Source organism: Acuticoccus yangtzensis (assembly GCF_001927245.1).
Lineage (GTDB): Bacteria > Pseudomonadota > Alphaproteobacteria > Rhizobiales > Amorphaceae > Acuticoccus > Acuticoccus yangtzensis.
The window spans coordinates 599,756-622,142 of sequence record NZ_MJUX01000002.1 but is presented as its reverse complement, the minus strand read 5'-3'; the positions used below and the strand labels follow the sequence as shown (position 1 = coordinate 622,142).

Annotated in this window: 25 protein-coding genes and 1 tRNA gene; 8 read left to right on the top strand and 18 right to left on the bottom strand. The window is 65.7% G+C overall.

The genetic code is table 11. The annotated features are described in order from the left end of the window. Position 1: 1 nt before the first annotated feature. From BIX52_RS09080 to BIX52_RS22430, 8 genes are all read right to left on the bottom strand, one after another. Entirely contained in the window at positions 2–778 is a 777-nt protein-coding gene (locus tag BIX52_RS09080; protein WP_075220694.1) for an ATP-binding protein, read from the bottom strand. Continuing rightward, positions 778–1,059 (bottom strand): hypothetical protein, encoded by a 282-nt coding sequence (locus BIX52_RS09075; RefSeq protein ID WP_075220693.1) that lies wholly within the window; start codon positions 1,057–1,059, stop codon positions 778–780. Before BIX52_RS09075 ends, BIX52_RS09080 begins: the two co-directional genes overlap by 1 nt. After that, positions 1,056–1,574, bottom strand: a complete 519-nt coding sequence (locus BIX52_RS09070; protein WP_075220692.1) for a hypothetical protein — start codon at positions 1,572–1,574, stop codon at positions 1,056–1,058. The genes BIX52_RS09075 and BIX52_RS09070 overlap by 4 nt, the downstream gene beginning before the upstream one ends. Beyond that, a complete protein-coding gene (locus BIX52_RS09065) occupies positions 1,574–1,918 on the bottom strand; it encodes a hypothetical protein (RefSeq protein ID WP_075220691.1) in 345 nt (114 codons plus the stop codon). The genes BIX52_RS09070 and BIX52_RS09065 overlap by 1 nt, the downstream gene beginning before the upstream one ends. Positions 1,919–1,927: 9 nt before the next feature. After that, positions 1,928–2,116, bottom strand: a complete 189-nt coding sequence (locus BIX52_RS09060) for a hypothetical protein (protein ID WP_075220690.1) — start codon at positions 2,114–2,116, stop codon at positions 1,928–1,930. 117 nt (positions 2,117–2,233) lie between these two features. Then, a complete protein-coding gene (locus BIX52_RS09055) occupies positions 2,234–2,956 on the bottom strand; it encodes an RNA polymerase sigma factor (RefSeq protein ID WP_075220689.1) in 723 nt (240 codons plus the stop codon). A 423-nt stretch (positions 2,957–3,379) separates the two neighbouring features. Continuing rightward, positions 3,380–5,635, bottom strand: a complete 2,256-nt coding sequence (locus BIX52_RS09045) for a hypothetical protein (RefSeq protein ID WP_075220687.1) — start codon at positions 5,633–5,635, stop codon at positions 3,380–3,382. Positions 5,636–5,740: 105 nt separating this feature from the next. Then, positions 5,741–5,992: a hypothetical protein gene (locus BIX52_RS22430; RefSeq protein ID WP_083660132.1), complete on the bottom strand. Its 252-nt coding sequence runs from the start codon at positions 5,990–5,992 to the stop codon at positions 5,741–5,743. A 26-nt stretch (positions 5,993–6,018) separates the two neighbouring features. Between BIX52_RS22430 and BIX52_RS09035 the strand changes: the two genes are divergently transcribed. Genes BIX52_RS09035 through BIX52_RS23640 form a run of 3 tightly spaced genes read left to right on the top strand, consistent with a single transcriptional unit; the run spans position 6,019 to position 8,167 of the window. Further along, entirely contained in the window at positions 6,019–6,477 is a 459-nt protein-coding gene (locus BIX52_RS09035) for a DUF2924 domain-containing protein (protein ID WP_075220686.1), read from the top strand. Beyond that, the gene (locus tag BIX52_RS09030; RefSeq protein ID WP_075220685.1) at positions 6,474–7,781 is read left to right on the top strand and encodes a recombinase family protein; all 1,308 of its coding nucleotides are present in this window, start codon (positions 6,474–6,476) and stop codon (positions 7,779–7,781) included. The genes BIX52_RS09035 and BIX52_RS09030 overlap by 4 nt, the downstream gene beginning before the upstream one ends. Further along, positions 7,778–8,167 carry a hypothetical protein gene (locus BIX52_RS23640; protein WP_075220684.1) on the top strand — a complete coding sequence of 130 codons (390 nt, stop codon included), beginning with the start codon at positions 7,778–7,780 and terminating at the stop codon, positions 8,165–8,167. The genes BIX52_RS09030 and BIX52_RS23640 overlap by 4 nt, the downstream gene beginning before the upstream one ends. A gap of 136 nt (positions 8,168–8,303) precedes the next feature. On the opposite strand, the gene arfB is transcribed toward BIX52_RS23640, so the two are convergent. From arfB to BIX52_RS08995, 5 genes are all read right to left on the bottom strand, one after another. Continuing rightward, positions 8,304–8,726: an alternative ribosome rescue aminoacyl-tRNA hydrolase ArfB gene (arfB, locus tag BIX52_RS09020; RefSeq protein ID WP_075220796.1), complete on the bottom strand. Its 423-nt coding sequence runs from the start codon at positions 8,724–8,726 to the stop codon at positions 8,304–8,306. Between the two features lie 149 nt (positions 8,727–8,875). Then, on the bottom strand, positions 8,876–9,823 hold the full coding sequence (locus tag BIX52_RS09015) for a hypothetical protein (RefSeq protein ID WP_075220683.1): 948 nt from the start codon (positions 9,821–9,823) through the stop codon (positions 8,876–8,878). Then, positions 9,820–12,486 carry a S8 family peptidase gene (locus BIX52_RS09010; RefSeq protein WP_083660131.1) on the bottom strand — a complete coding sequence of 889 codons (2,667 nt, stop codon included), beginning with the start codon at positions 12,484–12,486 and terminating at the stop codon, positions 9,820–9,822. The genes BIX52_RS09015 and BIX52_RS09010 overlap by 4 nt, the downstream gene beginning before the upstream one ends. Continuing rightward, entirely contained in the window at positions 12,452–13,474 is a 1,023-nt protein-coding gene (locus BIX52_RS09000) for an AAA family ATPase (RefSeq protein WP_075220680.1), read from the bottom strand. The genes BIX52_RS09010 and BIX52_RS09000 overlap by 35 nt, the downstream gene beginning before the upstream one ends. A gap of 574 nt (positions 13,475–14,048) precedes the next feature. Next, positions 14,049–14,138: transfer RNA gene (locus BIX52_RS08995), tRNA-Ser, on the bottom strand. Positions 14,139–14,230: 92 nt separating this feature from the next. On the opposite strand from BIX52_RS08995, the gene BIX52_RS08990 reads away from it, so the two are divergent. Both BIX52_RS08990 and msrA read left to right on the top strand, forming a co-directional pair. Further along, on the top strand, positions 14,231–14,575 hold the full coding sequence (locus tag BIX52_RS08990; protein WP_075220679.1) for a hypothetical protein: 345 nt from the start codon (positions 14,231–14,233) through the stop codon (positions 14,573–14,575). 20 nt (positions 14,576–14,595) lie between these two features. Further along, complete coding sequence (gene msrA / locus BIX52_RS08985) at positions 14,596–15,246, top strand: peptide-methionine (S)-S-oxide reductase MsrA (protein ID WP_075220795.1); 651 nt, start codon at positions 14,596–14,598, stop codon at positions 15,244–15,246. Here msrA and mepA read toward each other — a convergent pair. The 4 genes from mepA to BIX52_RS08965 form a co-directional block, all read right to left on the bottom strand. Next, the gene (gene mepA, locus BIX52_RS08980; protein ID WP_157956221.1) at positions 15,186–16,253 is read right to left on the bottom strand and encodes a penicillin-insensitive murein endopeptidase; all 1,068 of its coding nucleotides are present in this window, start codon (positions 16,251–16,253) and stop codon (positions 15,186–15,188) included. The two genes, msrA and mepA, sit on opposite strands and share 61 nt — an antisense overlap. Positions 16,254–16,377: 124 nt before the next feature. Further along, complete coding sequence (locus BIX52_RS08975) at positions 16,378–17,193, bottom strand: CE1 family esterase (RefSeq protein ID WP_075220677.1); 816 nt, start codon at positions 17,191–17,193, stop codon at positions 16,378–16,380. A 62-nt stretch (positions 17,194–17,255) separates the two neighbouring features. Further along, positions 17,256–17,909, bottom strand: a complete 654-nt coding sequence (locus tag BIX52_RS08970; RefSeq protein WP_075220794.1) for a class I SAM-dependent methyltransferase — start codon at positions 17,907–17,909, stop codon at positions 17,256–17,258. 193 nt (positions 17,910–18,102) lie between these two features. Next, complete coding sequence (locus BIX52_RS08965; RefSeq protein WP_075220676.1) at positions 18,103–18,516, bottom strand: EVE domain-containing protein; 414 nt, start codon at positions 18,514–18,516, stop codon at positions 18,103–18,105. 192 nt (positions 18,517–18,708) lie between these two features. Here BIX52_RS08965 and BIX52_RS08960 point away from each other — a divergent pair, with 192 nt between their 5' ends. The 3 genes from BIX52_RS08960 to BIX52_RS08950 all read left to right on the top strand — a co-directional run bounded on the left by BIX52_RS08960 (position 18,709) and on the right by BIX52_RS08950 (position 21,827). Beyond that, entirely contained in the window at positions 18,709–19,047 is a 339-nt protein-coding gene (locus BIX52_RS08960) for a P-II family nitrogen regulator (protein ID WP_075220675.1), read from the top strand. Between the two features lie 42 nt (positions 19,048–19,089). Beyond that, a complete protein-coding gene (locus BIX52_RS08955; protein ID WP_083550674.1) occupies positions 19,090–20,649 on the top strand; it encodes an ammonium transporter family protein in 1,560 nt (519 codons plus the stop codon). A 230-nt stretch (positions 20,650–20,879) separates the two neighbouring features. Further along, positions 20,880–21,827, top strand: coding sequence for a WecB/TagA/CpsF family glycosyltransferase (locus BIX52_RS08950; RefSeq protein WP_075220674.1), 948 nt, complete (start codon positions 20,880–20,882; stop codon positions 21,825–21,827). A gap of 60 nt (positions 21,828–21,887) precedes the next feature. Here BIX52_RS08950 and BIX52_RS08945 read toward each other — a convergent pair whose 3' ends face one another. After that, positions 21,888–22,385, bottom strand: coding sequence for a DUF992 domain-containing protein (locus tag BIX52_RS08945; RefSeq protein WP_075220673.1), 498 nt, complete (start codon positions 22,383–22,385; stop codon positions 21,888–21,890). Between the last annotated feature and the right edge of the window lie 2 nt (positions 22,386–22,387).

The following is a 22,387-nucleotide window of genomic DNA, read 5'->3' as shown; positions in this document are numbered from 1 at the left end:
CTCAGTCTTGTTCGGGGGCGGGCGTAGTGGCAGCGGCGGCGCGCGGCATCGCGTCGGCGAAGGCCTGCCACTCGAGCGGCAGGACGTCGGGCAGCCCGTAGCGGTTCTTCGCCAGGAAGGCGGGGCGCTCGGCGGTGTAGAGGACGCGCTCGCCGCTCCCGAGCGCCCGCGTCACCTTCTTGTTGAAGCCGACGTCGGACTTCACCGTGCTGATGCGGTAGTTCGCGAACAGCACGACATCGGAGTGCTCCTGGAGGAGCGCCGCGGCGCGGGCGTGGAGCTTGATGACGTAGCGGTCGTAGGGCTCGTGCTCGGGGCTGTCGAAGCGCTTGATGTCGGTGTGCGCAATCTGGACGACCGTCATACCGCGCTCGTCGCGGAGCGCGTTCAGGCCGTCGAGATACTGCCGCCAGAGGTCGAGCGCGGCGACGTATCCCTTGCCGTAGCCGGGCTCCTCGATGGAGCCCCAGCGGTTGTCAGCACACGCCCGCTTCCAGACGAGCGGTTCGAGCCAGTCGACGCTGTCGACGACGACGGTGCGGAAGTCGTGGTCCTCCGAGTAGAGCGCGCCGATCGCGCCCATCACGTCATCGAAGCTTGCCGCCAGCGGGAAGTGCGGGACGTCGATCGTACCGAGGCCATCCTCGGTCGCGATGACGACGGGGTCTTCGGCGCCGGTCGCAAAGGTCGTCTTGCCGACGCCTGCTACGCCGTGGATGAGGATGCGCGGCGCTGCAAAGGCCGCGCTGCGCTTGAGCGATGCGAGTGAGATCGCCATCAGCGGCCACCCGTCACGATGTCGGCGGGACGGTCGGTGCCGATCGCGCCGGCCTCGCGGGCGAGACGCAGGAGACGGCGCAACGCGTGAAGGCGATCGCTGGCGGCGCTGAGCTCGTCCTCGGCGATGGTCAGGCTGAAGGCGAGCTCGTCGACCGTGGCATCGGCCAGCGGCTTGGCGATCGGCTCGGCGCGCGCCGGCGGCTGCACCGGCACACGGATGGTCTCGGGGAGCGACTGGAGCGCGTGGTTCGACGCGCGCAGCTTGGCGAGATCGGTCATCGGGACACCTCGGTGTTCAGGGAAAGGCGGAAGGTCTGCTTGCCCGTGCGCACGGTGCGGGCGGGCTCGAAGGTCTTGGCGATCGCGGGCGGCCACGCGCCGTAGCGGCGTTCTGGGACCTTGAAGGTCGTCTCGACGTAGTCGGCGGGGTCGTCGCCGGCCTCGCGGATGCTCTCGACGATCTCCGCGAGCGCGTCCTGGTCCCAATCGACCCGCTTCGACAGGTCCGCGACGACGGTCACCGCGCCGTCATCGAATCGGACGGTGCCGGTGTCCTTGCCGTCATCGAGGCGGGCGGCGTGGGCGCGGTCGGCGAAGCGCATTGCGATCGCGCTCTCGACCCACTCCTTTGTGCGCTTGGTGGCGTCGAAGGCGGCCGTCGCCTCGTCCTGGAGGAGCGCGAGATCCTCAGCGGGCAGCGCGGCAAGATCGCCGATCTGCATCCGATCCAGATCCGCGAGCCGGACATGGTTTGGGCGCGCGTTGTCGCGCGTGGTCGCAGCAGGTGCGAACATCAGGCAGCCTCTTGGGTCATGAGTGCGGACAGCGACACGCGCTCCTGGCGGAGCTTCGGGCGCGCGATCGCGAGGTAGGCGAAGCAGTCCGGCGCAAGCCGGCGCTGCACGAGATGGACGAGGCCCTGCTCGGCCGCCCACATCGCGCGGCGGGACATGCGCAGAAGCTCTTCGCGCTGATCGTTCGGCAGCCGCGAGGCGACCGCCACCGTGTCCAGCGCGAGAAATCCGCGGTGGTATTCGAGCGCCGCACCGGGCGCGGCCTGGCCGATCCAGCCGCACAGCTCGATCTCGCTGAGCGGCGCCGCCGGCCGGGTGAAGTTGATGATGTTCGAATAGGGCATGATGAGCCTCTACTCACGCGGCTCGGGAAGCGTCCCACCGGGGGCGTCGCGAACGTCGGCGGAGGGCTCGCCATCGACGTAGATTGCGAGGAGCGGCGTTCCGTCCTCGTGCGTGCCGGCATCCTCGATGCGGAAGGCGTGATGGTCCTTGACCACCTCGGGGAGCTCCCAGCGGCGGAAGAGACCGGGCAGCCGCACAAGCTCGGCTCCGGGAGATGAATGATGTTCCTGCATGTAAGTCCCTGCTCGGGGTCTCCGGCCCTCGGGGCCGGTCATCGAGGGAAAGCCACCGCGGCGCGCGGATCGGGACATGGCTCACGCGAATTCGCGCAGGGCATTGCGGAGCTTGTCCGTGGCGCGCTGGTAGCGCTTGCGCGTCGCCGCCTCGGAGAGCCCAAGCTCGATGGCGACCTCGGTCTGCGAGAAGCCGTCGACCGCGACGCGGACGACGAGCGTCGCATCGGAACCGATCAGCCGACGGACTTCACGTTGCACCTGAACACGCCCAAGCAGCGGATCCAGCATCCCGTGCTCTTGCGCGACCTCGTCGGGATCAACGTCGCTCGCAACGCTTTGCCGAGCCGCCTCGCGCTGCCGGTCGCGGATCATGTCGCGCTCGACGTTCCGGAGGATCGTTGCCGCGATCCGGTTCACGCGGCGCAGATCGAGGCTGCGGATCGCCTCCGTCGTCCGGGCGAGGAGATCCGAGGCGACTTCGTCGGGAGCGCCAAGCCGGCGCGAGAGGGACCGCCGGCGGATCGCGTCGAGACCGGGCCAGAGAGCCAGCAGCATCATCGTGAGCGCGCAGTCGGAGCACTCGCCGTCGGCCTGAGCCCTCCCGACGAGCTGCGCGAGGATCAGGTTCTTCTGATCCGCGCAGCCGGTCTCCCTGTGCAGCGCGTCCAGCACTGCGGCCGGATCGCGAAACTTCGAGAGAGTGGTATCGGAGCATCGAAAAGCATCGAAGCGCCGCTGGAAGCTGAAAGTGGAAGTTGAGCGCATGAGCTGGTCACGGATCTCGTGCCACGCGGAGGACATCGGACGCCTGCCTTGCGGCCAGGCGTCCGGCGCCTTCTCGTGGCCAGGTCAGGACGTCGCGCGTCTCTGCAATTCGGGAGGGACAGGGAGAAGTGCGCGCGTCAGCGCGCGGGAGCGGTCGCCTGATTCAGCGAGCCGCAGCCGCGGCAAGTAGCCTGGACCGGGAAGCCCACGAGGTACTCGTGCCCCCGCGTGAAGCGCAGGTGCATGCGGCCGTCCCGGCAGACGCCGAGCAGCTTGTAACAGCGCGTGCAGCGCCACTCGTTGTGCGGGATCGTGGGTTGGGGCGCGGCGACGCTCGCTCGGCTCTGGGCCACGCGTTGCGCGGAAGAGGGAGTCGGCATGGAGGAGCTCCTCTGAAGCGGAGCCCTTCCAGTAGTCAGCGGCTTGTTAGACCGTCTCGCATCGGATGTTTGACGGACGTTAGACGGGCTCCATGACCCGAGCCTCGGTGGCGGCGTCCGCAGACTGAGCGGGAACGATCAGCCGCCAGAACCCCTTCTTGGCACCCATCTCGATGTAGACGCCGCGGATGCTGTCCCACATCTCACGGCGAAATGCAGGCTGCGGACTCCGAGTACCGAGGCCGTCCATCAGGGTCTTCACCGGCACGTCGGGGCTCCCCCTCACGAAGGCGTTGACGAGCCGCTCGAAGATCGTCAGCTGATCGTTGCCTCCGAGATGGAGCGGATCTCGCCCAGGCACATACAACGTGCCGACTTGGGTGCCTGACCGCACAACGCGCGGCAGCACGCCTCCGCGCGCGAGTGAAAGGTTGTTGCGATACGCGAACTCCAGGCTGTCCCCATCGAACAGAAGCTCTTCTGACGCGGGAGCGAGATGGGACACGAGGGGAACCACGACGTTCGCGCCGAGGTGGTCGGGGTTGTCATCACCGGCCGCGAGGACGATTCCGACACCAGCGGTGTTTCGCGCGCGCAAGTGCAAATCCAGCTTCTGCGCGATCTTCGCATCGTGAAGGCGGCGGGCGACATATACGGGCACCTCGGCGCCCCGGATCTGCATCGCGCCGAGGACGGTCAGATCAGGATCGATGATCTGCGCAGACCGCCGGCGCAGAATCGGTTTGATCAGGCGCAGCAGCGTCTCGTGAAGCCATTGCTCGTTGATCGAGAACATGTCGACATCGGCGGCCGGGCGCATCCCCACGTCCTTTCCGTACTCATCGACCGTGGCGACCATCCCCTTCTGGCCTGACGGTTTAATGCTGCCTTCGACGAAGACGTCTTCATCATCGTCCTCAGTCAATACGACATCCTGCCGATCTCTGCGTTCCAGCAGCCCACCTTCGATCATTCGCAGCGGGTCCAGCCCCAGTTCCACCAGGTGGGTCCCGCTCACCTCGTTCTCGATGCGATCGTAGAGCCGCACGAGCTGCGGGAACATCGCTCGCAAGTCGTCGTGAGGGATCTGACGAAACGCGTTCAGAATGCCCCACGCCCGCAGCAGGGCAAATCCAAGGGCACGCTCGTCGGGATCCTTGTTGCTCTGAAGGTTGCAGCTCTTCGTCCCCGCGACCGTAATGTTCAGCGACCGCTCCGCGGCGTCGCCGACGCGACTGTACCCGACCGCAATCCCGATCCTGCTGAACGCCTCCGCTCGCCGGAAGACGTTGTTCGCGCCGAGATAGCGGCGTGCGACGTCCTGGATGTCGTCGTCGACCGTGACCTTCAGCTGCAGCTTGCGGCTCCACGTGCCGAGTCTCACCTGCGCCTCGAGCACCTTCGCGAACTTGATCTCGTAGCCCTCGACCGTGGGAAGCTCGAGCCGGAACGACTCGCGGAAGCGCGTGAGGTTGTACCGTTTCCACGTCAGCGGCTTCTCCGACACGTCCTGCTCGAGCGCGACCTCCGCGAACGCGTCGGTGACCTTCTGTCGAAAGACCGGACTGTCGCCGCAAACCTCAATCTGTCGCTGCTGCGGCGTGTAGATCAGAGTCGCCTCGTTTGGCGGACGATAGTAGATGGTGCCGCGCCGCCCGTCGTTCCTGTGATCGTAGACACTGGACAGAGGCCCGCCGTGCCGGACGATCACCATGATCGATGCCGGGTGCGCGTCGGTCGCGGGAAGGTCGAGCGCTTTCACAGTGCAGGAGACGTCCGGCTTCAGCCCGAGCACCTGTCTCGTCCGCTCAGCCAGCGCGACCTCGTCGATCGATCCGGCATCGACGGCGACGGCGTTGTCGAGCTCCACCTCGAAGGCGTCATACAGCTTCCCGTGATCGCGAAATTGCCGGGCGAACTGGAAGCTCTCGGCATCTTCGAATGTCTCGCGAACATGTATGAAGGCCCATATGCTCCGGCAGAGCGGATCGGGCTGCCGGTCGAACTCCTGCGCCCGATCGGGATCGAGCTTCTGAGCGATGATCGTGTTGAGCGAGACGATTCCCTTGCCAGTCGCCAGGGAGCGGATGCGGCCGCACCGTCGTTCCGTCGGTCCGAGTTCGTCCCGATCGAAATGCGAAAGCGCTTCAACGACCAGCTGTCGAAACCCATGGACAGCCTCCTCCTCGGCAAGGTCCGGCGCTTCGGTCGGGAGGTCGAAGTTCGGCTCGTGATCGTCCTCGCGGATCTGCAGGACGGATACGAGCAGGTCGGCGCGCGCGTCTTCGACAAGTCCCAGCAGATGCGGCCCGAAAGGAAGAGTTCTACGCGGCATTTGGCACTCTTTACGGTAATGCGTTCGCTTAAATTCAACCTCCGATAATCGGGTCTGCGCCCTCGCCCTACAAGGGCGCGAGCCGGTTCCGACACAATTTTCCAATCACCCTTTCAGACGTGTCTCGAAGCGGGTCTTCGGGTGGCTTTTCAGGTTGAGATGAAGCCGCTGTTGAGATCCCTCGCCGTGCGAATGCCCAATCCACCCCATCCGGACTACCTCTCGCCGCGAGAGCGCCGCGCTGAAGTCTGCGCGATCCTCGCGCGCGGCGTCATCCGCCTCCGTCAGCGTGACGCCCAAGCACATGCAGAACAAGGAGAAGTTGGCCTTCACTTGTCGCCCGTCGAGAGCGTGCATGCGAACCGTCCCGACCGGAGAAACGCATGAACCAGACCGACAGCATTCCGGCGCGGCTCGCCGCGCTGAAGACGACGCCCACTTCCGAGCTGAAGAAGCAGTGGCGCGACCTCTTCGACAGCGAGCCACCCGCCTTCAACCGTCGTTACCTCGAAAGCCGGCTCGCGTACCGCATCCAGGAGCTGGCCTACGGCGGCCTGAAACCTGAGACGGTCCGCAGGCTGGAACGTCTCGGCGAGGAGCTCGACGGCGGTGACCGGGCGAAAAGCCGCAAGCGGGCCGACCACAGCGACAAGCCGATCACCGGGACGCGCCTACTGCGGGAGTGGAAGGGCGTTGAGCATGTCGTGACGGTCCTCGCTGACGGTTACGAGTGGCAGGGCCGGCCATACAAATCGCTTTCCGCAATCGCTCGCGCGATCACCGGCACGAGGTGGAATGGCCGCGTCTTCTTCGGCCTCAAAAACCAGAGGAGGTCGGCATGAAGGACGCGACGAAGCCGAAGCGCCGTTGCGCCGTCTACACCCGCAAGTCTTCCGAGGAGGGCCTCGAACAGGAGTTCAACTCGCTCCACGCCCAGCGCGAGGCATGCGAGGCCTACGTCGCGAGCCAGAAACCGGAGGGCTGGGTGCTGCTCCGCGGCCAGTACGACGACGGCGGCTTCTCCGGTGGGACGCTGGAGCGGCCGGGGCTGCAGGCGCTCATCGCCGACATCGAGGACGGCCTCGTCGACGTCGTGATCGTCTACAAGATCGATCGCCTCTCCCGCTCTCTAGCCGACTTCGCCAAGCTGGTGGAGGTGTTCGATCGTAACGGCGTCACATTCGTTTCCGTCACGCAGTCGTTCAACACGACGACGTCCATGGGCCGACTGACGCTGAACATCCTGCTGTCGTTCGCCCAATTCGAGCGTGAGGTTACCGCCGAGCGGATCCGCGACAAGTTCGCGGCGTCGCGGGCGAAGGGCATGTGGATGGGCGGCTGGGCGCCGCTCGGATACGACGTGAAGGAGCGCAAACTGGTGGCGAATCCGGCTGAGGCCAAGACGGTTCGCATGATCTTCGAGAGGTTCGTTGAGATCGGCTCGGCGACCGTGCTGGCGAAGACCCTACGCGCCGACGGCGTGCTCACCAAGCGCGGAAGCCCGATCGACAAGGGGTTCATATACAAGACGCTGAACAACCGGATCTATATCGGTGAGGCGGTCCACAAGGGCGTGAGCTTTCCCGGCGAGCACAAGGCGATCGTCGATCGTAAGCTATGGGACAAGGCCCACGAGGTGCTGAAAGCCAGCCCGCGGCAGCGAGCGGCGAACACGCGGGCGCTAACGCCTGCCCTGCTTAGGGGCCTGCTATTCGGACCCGACGGCTCGGCATTCTCCCCAACCCACACCCGACGTGGCCCAAAGCTCTACCGGTACTACGTCAGTCAGTCCGTGCTGAAGCGTGGGGCGGACGCATGCCCGATTGGCCGGGTGCCGGCGGGTGAAGTTGAGCGCGCCGTTGTTGATCAGCTCCGGGCGATCTTCCGACAGCCCGAGATCATCGTCGGGACTTGGCGTGAGGCTCGGAAGGACGACGAGGACGTGACCGAGGCCGAGGTCCGCAACTCGCTGCACTCACTTGATCAGCTGTGGGGCGAGCTGTTTCCCGCCGAGCAGGCCCGGCTGGTGCAGCTGCTTGTCGAGCGGGTCGAGATCGGTGTGGATGGCATCGCTCTCCGGTTACGGATCGACGGTCTCTCAGGCGTCGCGCACGAGATGCCGACGCGGGAGGAGCTGGCGGCATGAGGAGCGTCTTCGCAGATACGATCACGGTCAACGTACCCATCGCGTTCAAGCGCCGGCGCGGACGGAAGCGCATCGTGGCGCCGGACGGGACGGAAGTGGCTCCCCTATCGTCGCCGCCGACAGGCGAGATCGACGGCGCCCTGGTGAAGGCGATCGCCCGGGCGTACCGCTGGCAGCGTATGCTGGAGAGCGGCGAGTATGCGACGCTGCGGGAGTTGGCGAAGGCGGAGCGGCTTGATCCGGCGTACGTCAGCCGGGTACTGCGGCTCGCGCTGCTGCCACCGCCATTTGTGGAGGCGGTTGTCGAGGGGCGGCAATCGGCCGAAATAACTCTGAAAGGGCTGATTGGTCGGGTGCCAATGGAGTGGGAGGCGCTCGGCCGCTGATGGCGGCGCCGATTGACGACTGTCCGCTTCTGAACAATCCCGGCCGTGGATCTCCCGCGCCTCCTGATGCAGCGTGCCGGCAATAGACGACGATCAGAAGCCCGAGATCCCGCGCGACCGGCCTTCGCAGCATTTTCTATTCCGGGCCGGGCTTGACCTGCCTGAGGTTCTTGATCGCCGAGCGACGGCCTTTCGCCTCCAGACGGCGCTGCTTCGACGCGAGCGACGGCTTGGTGGCCTGGCGGACAGCTTTTTGTGTCGTCGCTTCCCGGATGAGGTCGACCAGTCGCCCAAGTGCGTCGTCCCGATTCCTCTGCTGACTGCGGTGGGCTTGGGCGGTGATTACGATCACGCCGTCCCGGGTCAAACGGCTACCCGCCAGCTGCATGAGGCGGACGGCAACATCGTTCGGCAGCGATCGTGAACGGCGCGCATCGAAACGGAGCTGGACGGCGGACGACGTCTTGTTCACGTGCTGGCCGCCGGGTCCTGAGGCGCGAATGAAACTCTCGTCGATCTCGCTCTCGTCGATAGCGATCGTGGGAGTAATTCGGATCATCGTCATATATCTACGGGGGGACTTAAGAAACGTGTCGCGCCGTCGCCATCGACCTGAGATCCATGAGGGTTCAAAGAGGAGCGCTCCTCACCGACCACAAACATCTCGTAAGCAGATAGCCGATTTTGCGAAAGGGGGATGCGCAGATGCTATGTGGCGGGACTTGCAGCCTCGAGCGCAACCCTCCCTTCCTCGCGTACTGCTGAGCGCGTCTCACTCGATCCGCTGTGGGTTACTCCGAAAACTATAGTGTTGTACGGGGCCGGCTCGCCGTTAGCATCCACAACACTCATCGTGTGCTGATCAAAGGACCACGAGTCCCACCGCCACATGCTTGCGCCCGGCACCTGCACAACGACATATGACCCACGTCGCAGGCGAGCCGACGTTCGACTCCCACTGAAGTCGAGACCAAGGTCAAATATCTGGATCTGTTCGTTCTTCCTACGCTTGAGAAGATTCTGCGTAATTCCCCCTACCAAGCTGACCAACTGCGGAAGGGCTGGCTGCAATTTCCCCATTAGCTTCAGCCCATCCTGGAAGACAGCACTCTGAAGAGCGTCGATGAGAGCCTGATCGCCTTTACTCGCAACGAGGATGGTTTTCGCTTTGAACGAAAGGCCATCTGGCGGCACCGTGAGGCCAGTGAAGATCGGGACGCCGTTTACCGCTGCACGATCGTGATCGTTGATTGTCAGCACGCTCGCATACTGCAAGTCCTGAGCCTCGTCGCCTGCCTGATCCCGCCCCTTGAAGTCAAACAGAACCGTATGCTGACCGGAACCTGGATATTCAGCGATTTGGAACGCATCCAATGTCACTTTGATTTGGCTGCCGATCAACGAAGGATCGCACTCTGCTTCAGAGGCAGGCACAATCGGCACTCGGGCCTCATCCGCCTTGGCGCCGTCAATGAAGCCGAAAACGTGCGCCGTGTGGATCCAAGGCTTGCCGAGAAGCCTAGCCAAACCTTGAGGTCGGACGCCCGCGTCGCGCAGCTCCTGCGCGCCGCCATAATCGCCTAAGATTTCCAAAAAGTCCGCAATCTCATCGTCGGTTCGATCGCCGAGGCTCGGTTGCTCGTCGAAGTCGCTCATCGTCGCGCCCTTGTCCGCGGCATCACGCGGCTTCTGATGGAAGCTGCAATATCCGCATTAATTGTGTCCGCCACCTCGATTGAGACGGCAAGCGCATAGGGGACGTCGACCTTCGACAAGCCTGCCGCGTTGGCCGTGGCCTGAACGTTAATAACGAAGTCGCCGTCCGCCCCGAATGGAATGGCCTTTCGGTTGCCCTCATAAATCGCGTGGATCAGCGTGCCGCGCCGGGCGAAGCTGGCGGCCGGTTGGCCGCCGAACCGGTTCACACCTTCCCAGATGCGTGTGTTACCGTCGACGCCAACGATATTCAGGCCGATCGCCCGATACTGTGAACTGTTGGCGAGAACTGGCGATAGCCAGGCAAGCGTCACCACAATCCTGCGGAACTCGGTGCTGGACCGCAGATCGTCTGGCAGCGGGATCCGCCACTCGTGCCGCTGCTCCTTGCGGATCTTGTCCTCGCCTAGCAGCGTCACACGATGGCCGCCGCCTTCCACGAGACGCCGGCCGACAGGGCCATAGCCCATCGCTCGCGACACCGCCTCCTTGCGTCGCGGGTGACTTCCCGCTCCAATGTGAATGTCGGTCATCTCCTGCCCAAGCTCACCCCAACCTGCTCCATGCGCGATCAGCGCCTTGAGCACGCAGGGGGCAGTAACCCGTTGATACCACGGCACTTCAGCATTGACCGGCGAGTCGTCGAGGACGTTCCCGATCATCAGCCCCATGCGAGTGGCGAGCGCAGCTGCGTTGCTGGTGCCTGCCGACATCCGTGTGAGGTCTAGATGCCCTGTATTGGGATCGGGGGTAGCCACCAGCTGTCCGTGCCGGTTCGCGTGCTCACGGCCGTGGACACGCAGCACCGGTCCTTCAGTGGCGAGCGCAATCTGTCGACCACCAGGCAGTATGACGTCGGGCTTCACTGAACGGTTGAATCCGTGCCCGAGACCAGAACCGAGAACAGGCACTGCCCTGTCGCCATACGGATCGGTTATGCTGTTTGGCAGGGTGAGGGTCGACCCGTCGGAGTGTGCTGCGCCGACCGTAAGCGCGTTCACCGCCTCCGCCGGAGAAAAAATCGTCCGCTGCGCTTTCGCAGCGTCTATTGCGCGGAGCAGCTCCGCGCGACGATGCTCCGGCTCAGCCGCTCGCATTGCCGCCCCAGTTGGATAGCCCGGCACTTCGAAGGTGTCGGGGATATTGCCCGCGCTCACCACGAACAGGACCCGGTACTTCCAAGAAAGGTAGTCCAGTAGGCGCGCCCAGTGGCTCACGACGCCTGCGAAGCCGGCAGCCTCATCGCAGATGGAATGATTGATGATTACAACATCAGGCCCACTTGGCTTCTGATCTCCGGTACCCTCCTTCAGCTCTCTGACAGCGCGGTAAATTAAGCCGAGCGCCAGCTTATTCTTAGGGGGCGTTTCGTACGCGCCCTCGGGCATGAGGACCGGGACCACCTTCAACAGCCTGTCGAGCGGTGGATTCTGCTCGTGAAGGTCGCCGCGCAGGATCAGCGAAGCCATGGCGGTGCCGTGAAAGCGCTTGTTCGCTGGAGCCTTCGAGTCGGCTACGTCCAGCTCAATCACGTCGAGACGATTTCGAAGCTTCGCATGGTTCTCGATCGGCCACCCATCAAGCAATGCTCCGATCGACGCGCGACTCGGGGGGTCGCCTGCATCGCCCTCGTCATCCGTCGCCGCCGTCACGAGCTCATCGACGGAGAAGCGGAACCCGCTCTGGGGCCTGATCGTCATAACGTCGTCATCCAACGCCAGCGGGCCCGTCCGCTCTACGATGGCGTCCACGGCCGCGCCCGGCAGATGCACAAGCGCTGAATGGTACCGAATTTCATCCAGACGAAGCTCGTCAAGAATCTCGCCGCCTACCTCCTCGACAACTTTGTGAAACTCGGACACTGCCCGATCGCGATCGGCGGCGTCACCTCGATACCAAAGGTCGACTTCGACCCGTAGGTCATCGCCTGCCTGGCGCGCCCGCTCGTCTCTGAGCCGGCGTAGAGTGGCTTCGCCGAGCCGGTCCCGGGGTCCCCAGGGCCTGAGCTCGTGGAGCAAACCGAAGAGCTTCCACCAGTCGCCGAAGCCTTTCGGCGCAGGCTCCTCAGCCTTGTAGCTGTCCCACAGCTTGCGCAGATGCTCAAACGTGGCTTTCGTCGGCATGCCGAGGTAAAGCGCACCTATCGTCTCGTCGACAGACGCACCTTCATCGTCGCCCAGCAGAAGTTCGAAATCGCCTTCTGTGAGTTGGTCGTCGGCGCCTGGCGGATCGACCTCGTCTTCCGCTTCGTCATCGTCGTTGCCGTCCGATGGGTCGAAGTAGGACCGAACGCCGTGGAGCGTGGTCGCGTCCTCTGCCAGCCATTCGAGGCCGATCTTTGCGGCGGCGTTCACGAAGACACTTGGCGGCCCTATTACCTCAAGCACTAGCGCCCGCTCAGGCGCGAGTGCTGAAGGGTCGCTCGAAAGCTCAATGTCGTCGCGGTCGAGAACGTTCGACAGCCTGCGGTCGATGACAGGGCCGAGCCGCTGAACCTGAGTCTCTCGCGGTATAACCGGACGTGGGCGACGGTCCGGAGACCCCTTCAATCGCTTGAGCTTTTGGTCTCTATTCCGACTGAGCGGCAGGATCTCGGTCGCCATTTCCACCCGTCACGCCGGCCTTGGGGCCGAACCTTTTTTTCCACGCCTTGAGCTGATGCGAGACGATCGATTTCGGAACTCCTTTGGCGAGCACAATCTTACGCTTCACGTCTAGCAGAAACTCCTCCGCCTCCGCGTAGCTACCGCCCTCAAGCTCACGTGCGAGCGCGGCCGGATCCATGCCCAGCGCCTTACGATCTGCTCCAACATGCTCAAGCCAGCGCCGAAAATCAGCGCGTGTCGGCATCGGCAGCTCGAGGCGCAGCTGGAACCTCCGCCAAACTGCACGATCGAGCAACTCTGGGTGGTTCGAGGCGCAGACGATCACTGTGTAGGAGGGCAGGTCGTCCATCTGGAGCAGCAGGGACGACACGACGCGTTTGATCTCGCCGGTTTCGTGAACGTCTCCGCGCTCCTTCCCGAGCGCATCGAACTCATCAAGGAATAGGACGCAGGGGGTCGAGCGCGCGAACTCGAACACGCGCTTCAGTCGCGCCGAGGTCTCACCCAGATAGCTGTCAATGACTGCATCGTAGCGAATCGTCAGAAACGGTACACCCAGCGCAAATGCGATCGCTTCGGCCAAAGTCGTCTTACCGTTGCCGGGTGGGCCCGCAAGCATAACGCGATGACGCGGGTCAAGTGAATTCGCACGCAGTAGGTCGGCCTCGTGCTGCTCCTCGATCAATTCGCGCACCTGGCTGTCAACTTCAGCCGGCAGCACGAGGTCATCAATGCCGCGCCGAGCAGGACGCTCAATCAGCAAATCTCTGACCTTGTCAGGAAGGAACGTACCTCCGACCGAACGTGGAGCCTGGCGCGACGGAGGGGCTACTGCTCCCAGCGCCTTGGATAGCCGATCGGCTAGCGTATGGTGTTGTTTGGCACGCGCCTCAGCAACTAGCGCGGCAACAGTCCGCTCCAACTTGACGTGATCGTTCTGCGCACCGGCCTCCGCCAGCTGGATGACAAGATCCGCTCTGCTCATTGCACCACCGCATGGCGTCCACATTAGCGTTTCAGCCCACTCTGAGCCTATGCCGCGTCAGCTAGGCTCATCAAGGGTGAACCCGCGCCGGTCCAACGCGCATTGACTATTCGGCGGGCACGGTATCACATAACCTCTCAACGGCGGGTTACGGGACTACCGACCGCAAATCCGCAAAGAGCGGCCGGATAGGCTCCCAATCCGACCCGTCCATTGGCCGCTCAACGGGCTGAACGAAAGTCCGATTTTCGCCAATGGTGAACTCAGACGTGAAGGGCGCTCCGATCATTGTCGGCCCGCGAACGGATCGCACGTTCGATACGTGCGTCCCATGCCCACCGAGCGAGAATGCAAAGAGTCGCTCCCTTGCCGCCCTAAAAAGGCAAGCAATCGAGGCCATCGAAGCTGTTGACTAAACCGACGTAGTCAACAGCTTAAGAGAACGGAACCGTAGAGAGAGCGAAATCGCGCCTGTCCGGCGCCGCCGCAGTCAACAGCTCCGCGGCACCGCAGCGCGGTCCGTGGTCTTCTTAGCGACCACGACGAAAGTGAAGAACAGTTCGAACGCATGTGATGGCGGAGGGAGAGGGATTCGAACCCTCGAGACGGTTTCCCGCCTACACACTTTCCAGGCGTGCGCCTTCGACCACTCGGCCACCCCTCCGGAAGGACACCCGCTTAGCAGATGTCTCCCGTCGCGTTAAGAGGGTTGGCGACACGAAGCAAGCCCCAAGCGCCATCGGAGACCATCATTTTATGTTCCGCGCCCTCTCACGCACCATCCGCTGGCTCATCGCCCTCCCCTTCCAGGTCGTCGGTGTCCTCACCCTCCTCGGCGGCGCCGGCGTCGGCCTCTACGACATCTGGAACACCATCCAGGACGAGGAAGCCTACACCGCCGTTCGCACCGGCGAACTCTGGCACAGCCTCTCGCCCGAAACGCTGCAGCTCGCCCAGCCGGCGATCCAGCGCTACGTCCACCCGGCGCTGTGGGATCCCGTCATCCTCAACATCCTCCTGCTGCCGGCCTGGTTCGTCCTCCTTGCCACAGCCCTCTTGAGCCTCCTCCTCGCCAGGCTCATTTATGGACGAGCACATTAGGGAGGCGCGCGATGAATATCATGCAGCTCTTCGGCAAGCCGCTCGACCTGCCGACCGCCGACGAGGCGCTGCCCGGCCGGCCGGATCCGCTCCTCACCGCGGACAGACACGCCGTCAACGGCGCCCCGCTGAAGGGGCCGTGGCCGGGCCGCAAATCCGTCGTCTTCGCGCTCGGCTGCTTCTGGGGTGCCGAACGCATGTTCTGGAAAATGGACGGCGTGGAGGTCACCGCGGTCGGTTACGTCGGCGGGCACACGCCCAACCCCACCTATCGTGAGGTCTGCAGCGGCCGCACCGGCCATACCGAAGGCGTTCTCGTCGTCTACGACCCCGCCAAGGTTTCGTTCGAGACGCTGGTGAAGACCTTCTTCGAGGGGCACGACCCGACCCAGGGCATGCGCCAGGGCAACGACGTCGGCACCCAGTACCGCTCGGCCATCTTCGCCGAAACCGAAGAGGAGCGGCAGGCGGCCGAGGCGATCAAGGCCGCGTTCGAGCCGAAGCTGAAGGCCAAGGGTTATGGGCCGATCACCACGACCATCGAGCCCGCGGCCCCGTTCTATTATGCCGAGGCCGAGCACCAGCAATATCTCCACAAGGTGCCGAACGGCTATTGCGGGCTCGGCGGCACGGGCGTCTCCTGCCCCGTCGGCACGGGCGCGACCGCGTAAGCCTCGGCCCGGTCGGGCATCGCCAGAAGCTGCCGGCAGACGAGCGGCATCCGGTCCACCGTCAAGGGTGGCTTCGGCTTGGCGCTCGGGTCGGGCGTATAGGGAGCGGGCGTGTACCAATAGGCGAGAGCGTCGCCACACCCGTCGTCCGGCGGTGGCGGCGCCTGCGGTACGCAGTCCGGCGAGTCGGCCGGGCACGCCAGGCGCACATGAAAATGCTCGTCGTGGCCGTACCAGGGGCGCACGCGCGACAGGAAGCTGCGGTCGGGCCATGTCATCGCGCACATGGCCCGCTTGATGTGCGGGTGCACGAAGACGCGCGCGACACGCCGGTCGGCCGCCGCCTGGCGCACCAGCGCCGCCACCACCGGCGTGAACCGCGCGGGGTCGACGTCCGACCCGTCCCCGTTCAGCACCGACTGGAACGGCATCGTTTCGCGCGCTTCGGAAGTCAGCACCGTGGCCGGGCGGGGCGCGAACCAGATATCGACGTCGAGACCGACCTGGTGGCTCGAATGGCCGAAGAGCATCGGCCCGCCGCGCGCCTGCGACATGTCGCCGACGAGGATGCCGTTGAGGCCGCTCGCCGCGGCCGCGGCGGCGAGATCGGTAATGAAGGCGAGCGTCACCGGATGCCCCCAGCGCCGCCCGCGCGACAGGCGCATGGAGCTGTGGTTCGGCCCCTCGGCCGGAAGCTCGACCGCCCCTGCCAGACAGCCGAGGCCGTAGCGCCCGAGCGCGCGGGCCGGCGCCGCGGTCGGACCGGTCACCGCCGCAAACCGGGATTTGGCCAGCCGCGGATCAACGGGCGGCGCCACCTCCCCGGCCACCGTGCCGAGGGCGGCACGCCGGGCCGCCTCCTCACGCGAAATGCCGCGCGGACCTGCGGACGGCGCCGGGCGGAGCTGCGGCACCGGCGGCGCCCCCGCAAGGGGTGCGCCCGTCCTTGCCTCCTGGGCCGCGGCGGGGCTCGCGCCGATCGCCGCCCCCAAGATGATCGCCCACATCGTCGCCGCTGCCCGGCCCCGCACGGCGCGCCTGCGGGGTGCGACAACGGCAGCGCGGGCAATCCCTCCCCCAGCAGCGCGGGACGACGGCACGGCGGGGCGGAACCACATACGCATCGGCACCTCAGTCTTCGGCGAAGAGGCGCCAGCCCCATTCCAACCAGGCGGCGCGGACCTCGTGCCCGCCATCGTGGAGGCACAGGATGATGCGCGTGTTGCCGTCGCCTGTGGTGCCGCTGCAGGTCAGCCCGTCCGGCGCCGCCATGGGCTCCGGCGCGCCGTGATGCGCCGCCGCACGGAACATGGACAGCGCCTCCTCGACATTGCACTGGCGCGTCTCGGCGATCGGACGGCCGGCCAGCGGCACCACCGGGTCGGCCGTGCCATGAACGTGCAGAATGTCGACCGGAGGGTTCGGGCAGTCCTGCGGCAGCGGCTCCCAGAAGGTGCCCGCCACCGGCACGAAGCCGAGGAAGCGGTCGCCCCGCCGGCACGCAAGCGTCCACGTCATCATCCCGCCGCCGGAGAAGCCCGCCGCGAGGATCCGCGCCGGGTCCACGTCGAACCGCGTCACGGCGTCGGCGATCACCGCATCGACGGCGGAGAGCTCGATCTCGTCGTCGGTGAGGCCGCTGCGGGGGGCGTTGGCGATCATCCACCCCTTGCCGGCGCTCTTGATGGCGATCAGCGCCACGCCCAGCCGTTCCGCCGCCTCCCGCAGAGCGGCGAAGGTCATCACGCCGTCCGCGCTCGCCCCGTAGCCGTGGCTGTAGAGGATCGCGCCGAATGGCCCTTCCCCCTGCGGCAGCGCGATCCGGTAGGTGCGCCCGCCGACCTCGCAGTCGGTCTCGGCCCCGCACGCGGAGGCGCCACCCGCCACGAAGGGCGCAGCAACCACGAAGGCCGCGAGCGCGAACCTTGCCACAAGACGGATCAGCATCGGCGTTCCTCCCCGCCTCTTCCTAGCACGGCCGCCGCGCGCCGTTGAGCGGCCGGTATGCCTCAGACGAGGCGCCACACCCTGGTCTTCTTCACGTCCGAATCCTCCAGCGTGCGCGGCACCGGCACCTCGTAGGTGGCGGCGATCTCGAGCACGTCGGTCGGCAGATAGGTCCGCTTCGGATCGCCGATGAGGACGAGAGCCCCGTCCGCCTTCGCCCGCTGCAGGAAGGCGAGCGCGCGTTCCGCCAACGGCCGCTCGTAGAAGATGTCGCCGGCCAGCACCACGTCCGCCTCGGCCGGTCCGCCCAGCCGGTCGCCGCCAATGACCTCCACCGCCACGCCGTTCGCCTCGGCATTGAGGGCGATGGCGGCGAGGGCGAAGGCGTCGATTTCGTTGGCGCGAACATGGGCAGCGCCGCACATCGCCGCGGCAATGCCCGCAATGCCGCCACCCGCTCCGACATCGAGCACGCGCTTGCCCGCGACGAGATCCGGATTGTCGAACACGTGCCGCGCGAGCGCCTGCCCGCCGGCCCATGCGAAGGCCCAAAAGGGCGGCGGCAATCCGGCCTCGCCGAGCTCCTCCTCGGTCTTGTGCCACAAAGGAAGCGCCTCGTCCGCCAGATGCAGCACGAGTTCGGGCACATGGGACGGCGCCGTCAGCACGCTGTTGGCGCGAATGAAGGCCGGACGGTCATGCACCTTCACCGGCACCGCAAGAGGGGCGGCGCCGGTCTCGCCCGCCGCGCCTTCCTCAGCGCTCGCGTCCACTCCGAGACCTGCCGTCACGACACACCTCCACCCAACCGGCCGCAGCCGGACCCGCCGGACGCTCCGGCACAGCGCCTTCTACCGCGTCACCCCGCGCGCCGTCTCGCTGGTTCGTGAGCGCGGGCGGTCGCAACGCTCACCTCTTCGACATCGCGATCACGGTCTTCCACTCGTCCTCGGTCACCGGCTGCACCGAAAGGCGGGAATTCTTGATCAACGCCATCTGCGCCAGCGACGGCTCGGCCTTCACATCGGCCAGCGTCACCGGCTTGGCGAGCGGCGCCTCGGCGGCGATATCCACGCATTCCCACGTGCCCGAATCGTCGGTCGAATCGGGATGGGCCGTCGCGACGACGGTCACGATGCCGACGATCTCCTTCGCATTGACGCTGTGGTAAAAAAATCCCTTATCGCCGACGGCCATTTCGCGCATCTGATTGCGCGCCATGTAGTTGCGCACGCCGTCCCATTCCTGCCCGGATTCTCCGGCCTTCACCTGATCCTCCCAACTCCAGGTGTTCGGTTCAGACTTGAACAGCCAATAGCGCATCAAGGGTCCTTTCGCGTCACGTCCGCGGTTAGCGCAGCTGCACTTGAATGCAACTGCTTTCTCTTTAGGCAGGCCCGATGTACACCATGCGGGCAGAAGGGCGCCTACGCGGTTGGCACGGCTTTTGAAGGGCTCCGGTGTTGACCGCCGTCGGGCACCCATCAGCCCACGGGGGAGATATAGGGAATGCCAATGAAAATTGTGATGGCGATCATCAAGCCGTTCAAGCTGGATGAAGTGCGTGACGCGCTCTCGTCCATCGGCGTCGCCGGACTGACGGTGACCGAGGTGAAGGGCTACGGGAGGCAGAAGGGTCACACCGAGGTCTACCGTGGTACCGAGTATGCCGTGAGCTTCCTGCCGAAGCTCAAGATCGAGGTGGCCGTTCCGTCCGAGATGACGCCTCGCGTCATTGAGGCGATCCAGTCGAGCGCCAAGACCGGCCAGATCGGCGACGGCAAGATCTTCGTCTACACGCTCGACAGCGCGGTTCGCGTGCGGACGGGCGAAGTGGACACCGAAGCCCTTTAACGTTCCAATCATCGCGGACAGCACAGCCACATGAAGAATTCAATGCTCCTGAAACTCGCCGGGGCGGGCCTTGCGCTGGCGCTCTCGGCCACGACCGTGTGGGCCTTTGCCGACACGGCGCCGGCTTCGGTCGATGAGCGGGCGCCCATCCTGCTCGCCCAAGCCGAGACGACGCCGTCGACCGAGACGACCACCGAGCCGACCGTCGTCGAACAGGCTCAAGACGCCGTCAGTGACGCCGTCGAGGCCGTCAGCGAGGCGATCCCGACCGACGGCGAGGAAGGCAGCCCGCGCGAGCCGACCGCCGCCAGCCTGGACGCGCCCGCCGAGCCGACCGTCGCTCCGGCCAGCGCCGCCGACACCGCCTATATCTTCAACACCCTGCTCTTCCTCATGGCCGGCTTCCTGGTCATGTTCATGGCTGCAGGTTTCGCCATGCTGGAGGCCGGCCTCGTCCGCTCCAAGAACGTGGCGATGCAGTGCCTGAAGAACATCTCGCTCTACGCCATCGCCGGCATCATGTTCTGGCTGATCGGCTACAACGTGATGTACGAGGGCGTCGATACGGCGAACAACATCCAGGCGCTCGCCAACTACATGGGCACGTTCTCCGTGAAGGCGTTCCCGCTGCCGGCTGAAGACACCGGCGACTATTCGGCCTATTCCGACTGGTTCTTCCAGATGGTCTTCTGCGCCACCACCTGCTCGATCGTGTCGGGCACGGTCGCCGAACGCATGCGCCTCTGGCCCTTCCTCATCTTCTGCGTCTTCCTGACGGGCGTTCTCTACCCGGTCACCGGCTCCTGGGAGTGGGGCGCGGGCTGGCTCGACCAGATGGGCTTCTCCGACTTCGCCGGTTCCACCCTCGTCCACTCGGTCGGTGGCTGGGCCGCTCTCGCCGGTGCCCTCGTGGTCGGCGCGCGTGCCGGTAAGTTCGGCGCCAACGGCGTGATCCACCCGATGCCGGGCTCCTCGATCCCGCTCGCCACGCTCGGCACCTTCATCCTGTGGCTCGGCTGGTTCGGCTTCAACGGCGGTTCGCAGCTCGCCCTCGGCACCATCGAAGACGCCTCCTCCGTCGCCAAGATCTTCGTCAACACGAACGCGGCGGCCTGCGCCGGCGCTCTCGTCACGATCTTCCTGACGCAGATCTTCTACCGCAAGGTCGACGTCACCATGGTCATGAACGGCGCCCTCGCCGGTCTCGTGTCCATCACCGCCGAGCCGCTGATGCCGTCCGTCGCCATCGCCTGCGTCATCGGTGGTATCGGTGGCCTCATCGTCGTGATCTTCGTTCCGCTGCTGGACAAGATCCGCATCGACGACGTCGTCGGCGCGATCCCGGTGCACCTGTGCGCCGGCATCTGGGGCACCATGATCGTGCCTTACTCCTACTTCGGTGCGGCCGACGCCCCGACCTACTACGTCCAGTTCATCGGCGTGGTGTCGATCGGCGGCCTGGCCTTCTTCGCCTCGCTGATCGTCTGGCTGATCCTCGCGGCCGTCGTCGGCCTGCGCGCGACGCCGGAAGAGGAAGCGATGGGCCTCGACTCGGCCGAAGTGGGCGTGCTCGCCTACCCCGAGTTCGGCTCCAACCGCTGATCTGGTCCGGGCGGATCGGCGTCGTTCGATCCGCCTCCGGCCCGGCCGGCCCCGGTTCGCCGGGCACCGTCCGGTGGAGGGTGAGACGGGCCAGGGTGTGGCCCCCGGCGCGCTCACTTGCCAAATGCGGTCCGCGATGAGGGTCCGGGACATTGTCCCGGACCTTTTTTCATGCCTGACCTATGTCATGATCGGCTTCGGCACGAGCGAGCGAGGAGCGGCCCCGATCCATGTCCCATCCGTTCTTCAGGCGTCTGTTCGGCGGCTACGTCGTCGCGCGAACCCTCTCCGGCCTCGCAGCGCCCGGCCCGCGCCCCTCTGCCGCCGCTGATCGAAACGCCACCGCTGATCGAGACGCCGCCGCGGGTCCGGCTGCACCGTGCGCCGACACGTCCCCGCTGCCGCCGCTGGAAGCAGTCCGCCTCTTCGGGATCGACGTCTGCAATCTCACCTTCGACGAGGCGGTGGACCGCATCATCGCCTGGTCGCGCACGACGCCGGGCCGCACCGTCATCACCACCAACCTCGACCATGTGATGAAGCTGAGGAGCGACCCGCTCTTCCGCCGCTGCTACGACCATGCTGACATGGTGACGGCCGACGGCATGCCCTTCCTCTGGCTCGCCAAGGCCGAAGGAACGCCGCTGAAGGCGCGCGTCACCGGCTCCGATCTCATCCTGCCCTTGATGGAGGCGGCCGCACGCGAGGGCTGCTCGGTCTTCCTCTTCGGGTCGACCATGGACCGGCTGCACGGCGCCGCGACGCTGCTGAAGCAGCGTTTCCCCGCGCTGGAGTTCCGCGGCGCCTACGCCCCGCCCTTCGGCTTCGAGCGCAATCCCGCCCTCCAGGAGGAGCTTCTGGTGATGCTCCGCACCACGCGGCCGGACCTCGTCCTCGTCGCCCTCGGCGCACCCAAGCAGGAGGTGTGGGCGGAAGGGATGGCGCGGCGCGTGCGCCACGGCGTCTTCCTGTCCATCGGCGGCGGGCTCGATTTCCTGTCCGGCGAGATCCGCCGGGCGCCGACCGTCATGCGGCGTACCGGAACCGAATGGCTGTGGCGCGCCCTCTCGGAGCCCTCACGGCTCGGCCCGCGCTACGCGAAGATCCTGCTGGCGGCCCCGCAACTCTATCGCATGCACAAGCGCGACAAGGCCGGCCGCCCCGGCGGCGACCGCTGAGGCCCCGCGTCCTGCCCGAGCGAGAAAGGCCCGCGGTCTCTCCCCCGCGGGCCTTCGCTCTTACTTCTTGTAGTAGACTTCCACCGGCGGCGGGCTCTTCAGCCGCATGTAGCCGATGCCGCCCGCGATGTTCGCCCCGGCCTGCCCCTGGATCGAGATCGGCTGCAGGTTGATCGACCGGTCGAACCCGCCGACGAGGACGTTGGCGCCGAGACCGAGCGCCCATGTCGCCTCGGCCGAGATGCCGTAGTAGCGGCCCTCGAGCGCGCCGGGTTCCAGCTGCGTGGTCGGCGCGAACACCGCCCACGCGATCTTCGAGCCGGTGGTGATCCCCGCGTCGAGGCCGATCTTGGTGATCGACCCCTCATAGGCCGCATCCTGGCTGCCGAGGGCGTTGAAATAGCACGCGAGCGGCTTGTGAGAGCCGACGATGAGACCCGCCCCGCCCGCAACGTCACAGGTCAGAACACCGACCTTCACGCCGAAATCGGCATGGGCCGCGGGGGCGGCCGTTGCAACACCGAGCATCGCGAGAACGCCAACCAGGGATTTCCGCATGA

What these genes read in the sequence shown, in the direction of transcription:
- BIX52_RS09080 (WP_075220694.1), bottom strand. Translation starts at nt 778, where the DNA reads ATGGCGATCTCACTCGCATCGCTCAAGCGCAGCGCGGCCTTTGCAGCG.
- BIX52_RS09075 (WP_075220693.1), bottom strand. Translation starts at nt 1,059, where the DNA reads ATGACCGATCTCGCCAAGCTGCGCGCGTCGAACCACGCGCTCCAGTCG.
- BIX52_RS09070 (WP_075220692.1), bottom strand. Translation starts at nt 1,574, where the DNA reads ATGTTCGCACCTGCTGCGACCACGCGCGACAACGCGCGCCCAAACCAT.
- BIX52_RS09065 (WP_075220691.1), bottom strand. Translation starts at nt 1,918, where the DNA reads ATGCCCTATTCGAACATCATCAACTTCACCCGGCCGGCGGCGCCGCTC.
- BIX52_RS09055 (WP_075220689.1), bottom strand. Translation starts at nt 2,956, where the DNA reads ATGTCCTCCGCGTGGCACGAGATCCGTGACCAGCTCATGCGCTCAACT.
- BIX52_RS09045 (WP_075220687.1), bottom strand. Translation starts at nt 5,635, where the DNA reads ATGCCGCGTAGAACTCTTCCTTTCGGGCCGCATCTGCTGGGACTTGTC.
- BIX52_RS22430 (WP_083660132.1), bottom strand. Translation starts at nt 5,992, where the DNA reads ATGCACGCTCTCGACGGGCGACAAGTGAAGGCCAACTTCTCCTTGTTC.
- BIX52_RS09035 (WP_075220686.1), top strand. Translation starts at nt 6,019, where the DNA reads ATGAACCAGACCGACAGCATTCCGGCGCGGCTCGCCGCGCTGAAGACG.
- BIX52_RS09030 (WP_075220685.1), top strand. Translation starts at nt 6,474, where the DNA reads ATGAAGGACGCGACGAAGCCGAAGCGCCGTTGCGCCGTCTACACCCGC.
- BIX52_RS23640 (WP_075220684.1), top strand. Translation starts at nt 7,778, where the DNA reads ATGAGGAGCGTCTTCGCAGATACGATCACGGTCAACGTACCCATCGCG.
- arfB (WP_075220796.1), bottom strand. Translation starts at nt 8,726, where the DNA reads ATGATCCGAATTACTCCCACGATCGCTATCGACGAGAGCGAGATCGAC.
- BIX52_RS09015 (WP_075220683.1), bottom strand. Translation starts at nt 9,823, where the DNA reads ATGAGCGACTTCGACGAGCAACCGAGCCTCGGCGATCGAACCGACGAT.
- BIX52_RS09010 (WP_083660131.1), bottom strand. Translation starts at nt 12,486, where the DNA reads ATGGCGACCGAGATCCTGCCGCTCAGTCGGAATAGAGACCAAAAGCTC.
- BIX52_RS09000 (WP_075220680.1), bottom strand. Translation starts at nt 13,474, where the DNA reads ATGAGCAGAGCGGATCTTGTCATCCAGCTGGCGGAGGCCGGTGCGCAG.
- BIX52_RS08990 (WP_075220679.1), top strand. Translation starts at nt 14,231, where the DNA reads ATGTTCCGCGCCCTCTCACGCACCATCCGCTGGCTCATCGCCCTCCCC.
- msrA (WP_075220795.1), top strand. Translation starts at nt 14,596, where the DNA reads ATGCAGCTCTTCGGCAAGCCGCTCGACCTGCCGACCGCCGACGAGGCG.
- mepA (WP_157956221.1), bottom strand. Translation starts at nt 16,253, where the DNA reads ATGTGGGCGATCATCTTGGGGGCGGCGATCGGCGCGAGCCCCGCCGCG.
- BIX52_RS08975 (WP_075220677.1), bottom strand. Translation starts at nt 17,193, where the DNA reads ATGCTGATCCGTCTTGTGGCAAGGTTCGCGCTCGCGGCCTTCGTGGTT.
- BIX52_RS08965 (WP_075220676.1), bottom strand. Translation starts at nt 18,516, where the DNA reads ATGCGCTATTGGCTGTTCAAGTCTGAACCGAACACCTGGAGTTGGGAG.
- BIX52_RS08960 (WP_075220675.1), top strand. Translation starts at nt 18,709, where the DNA reads ATGAAAATTGTGATGGCGATCATCAAGCCGTTCAAGCTGGATGAAGTG.
- BIX52_RS08955 (WP_083550674.1), top strand. Translation starts at nt 19,090, where the DNA reads ATGCTCCTGAAACTCGCCGGGGCGGGCCTTGCGCTGGCGCTCTCGGCC.
- BIX52_RS08950 (WP_075220674.1), top strand. Translation starts at nt 20,880, where the DNA reads ATGTCCCATCCGTTCTTCAGGCGTCTGTTCGGCGGCTACGTCGTCGCG.
- BIX52_RS08945 (WP_075220673.1), bottom strand. Translation starts at nt 22,385, where the DNA reads ATGCGGAAATCCCTGGTTGGCGTTCTCGCGATGCTCGGTGTTGCAACG.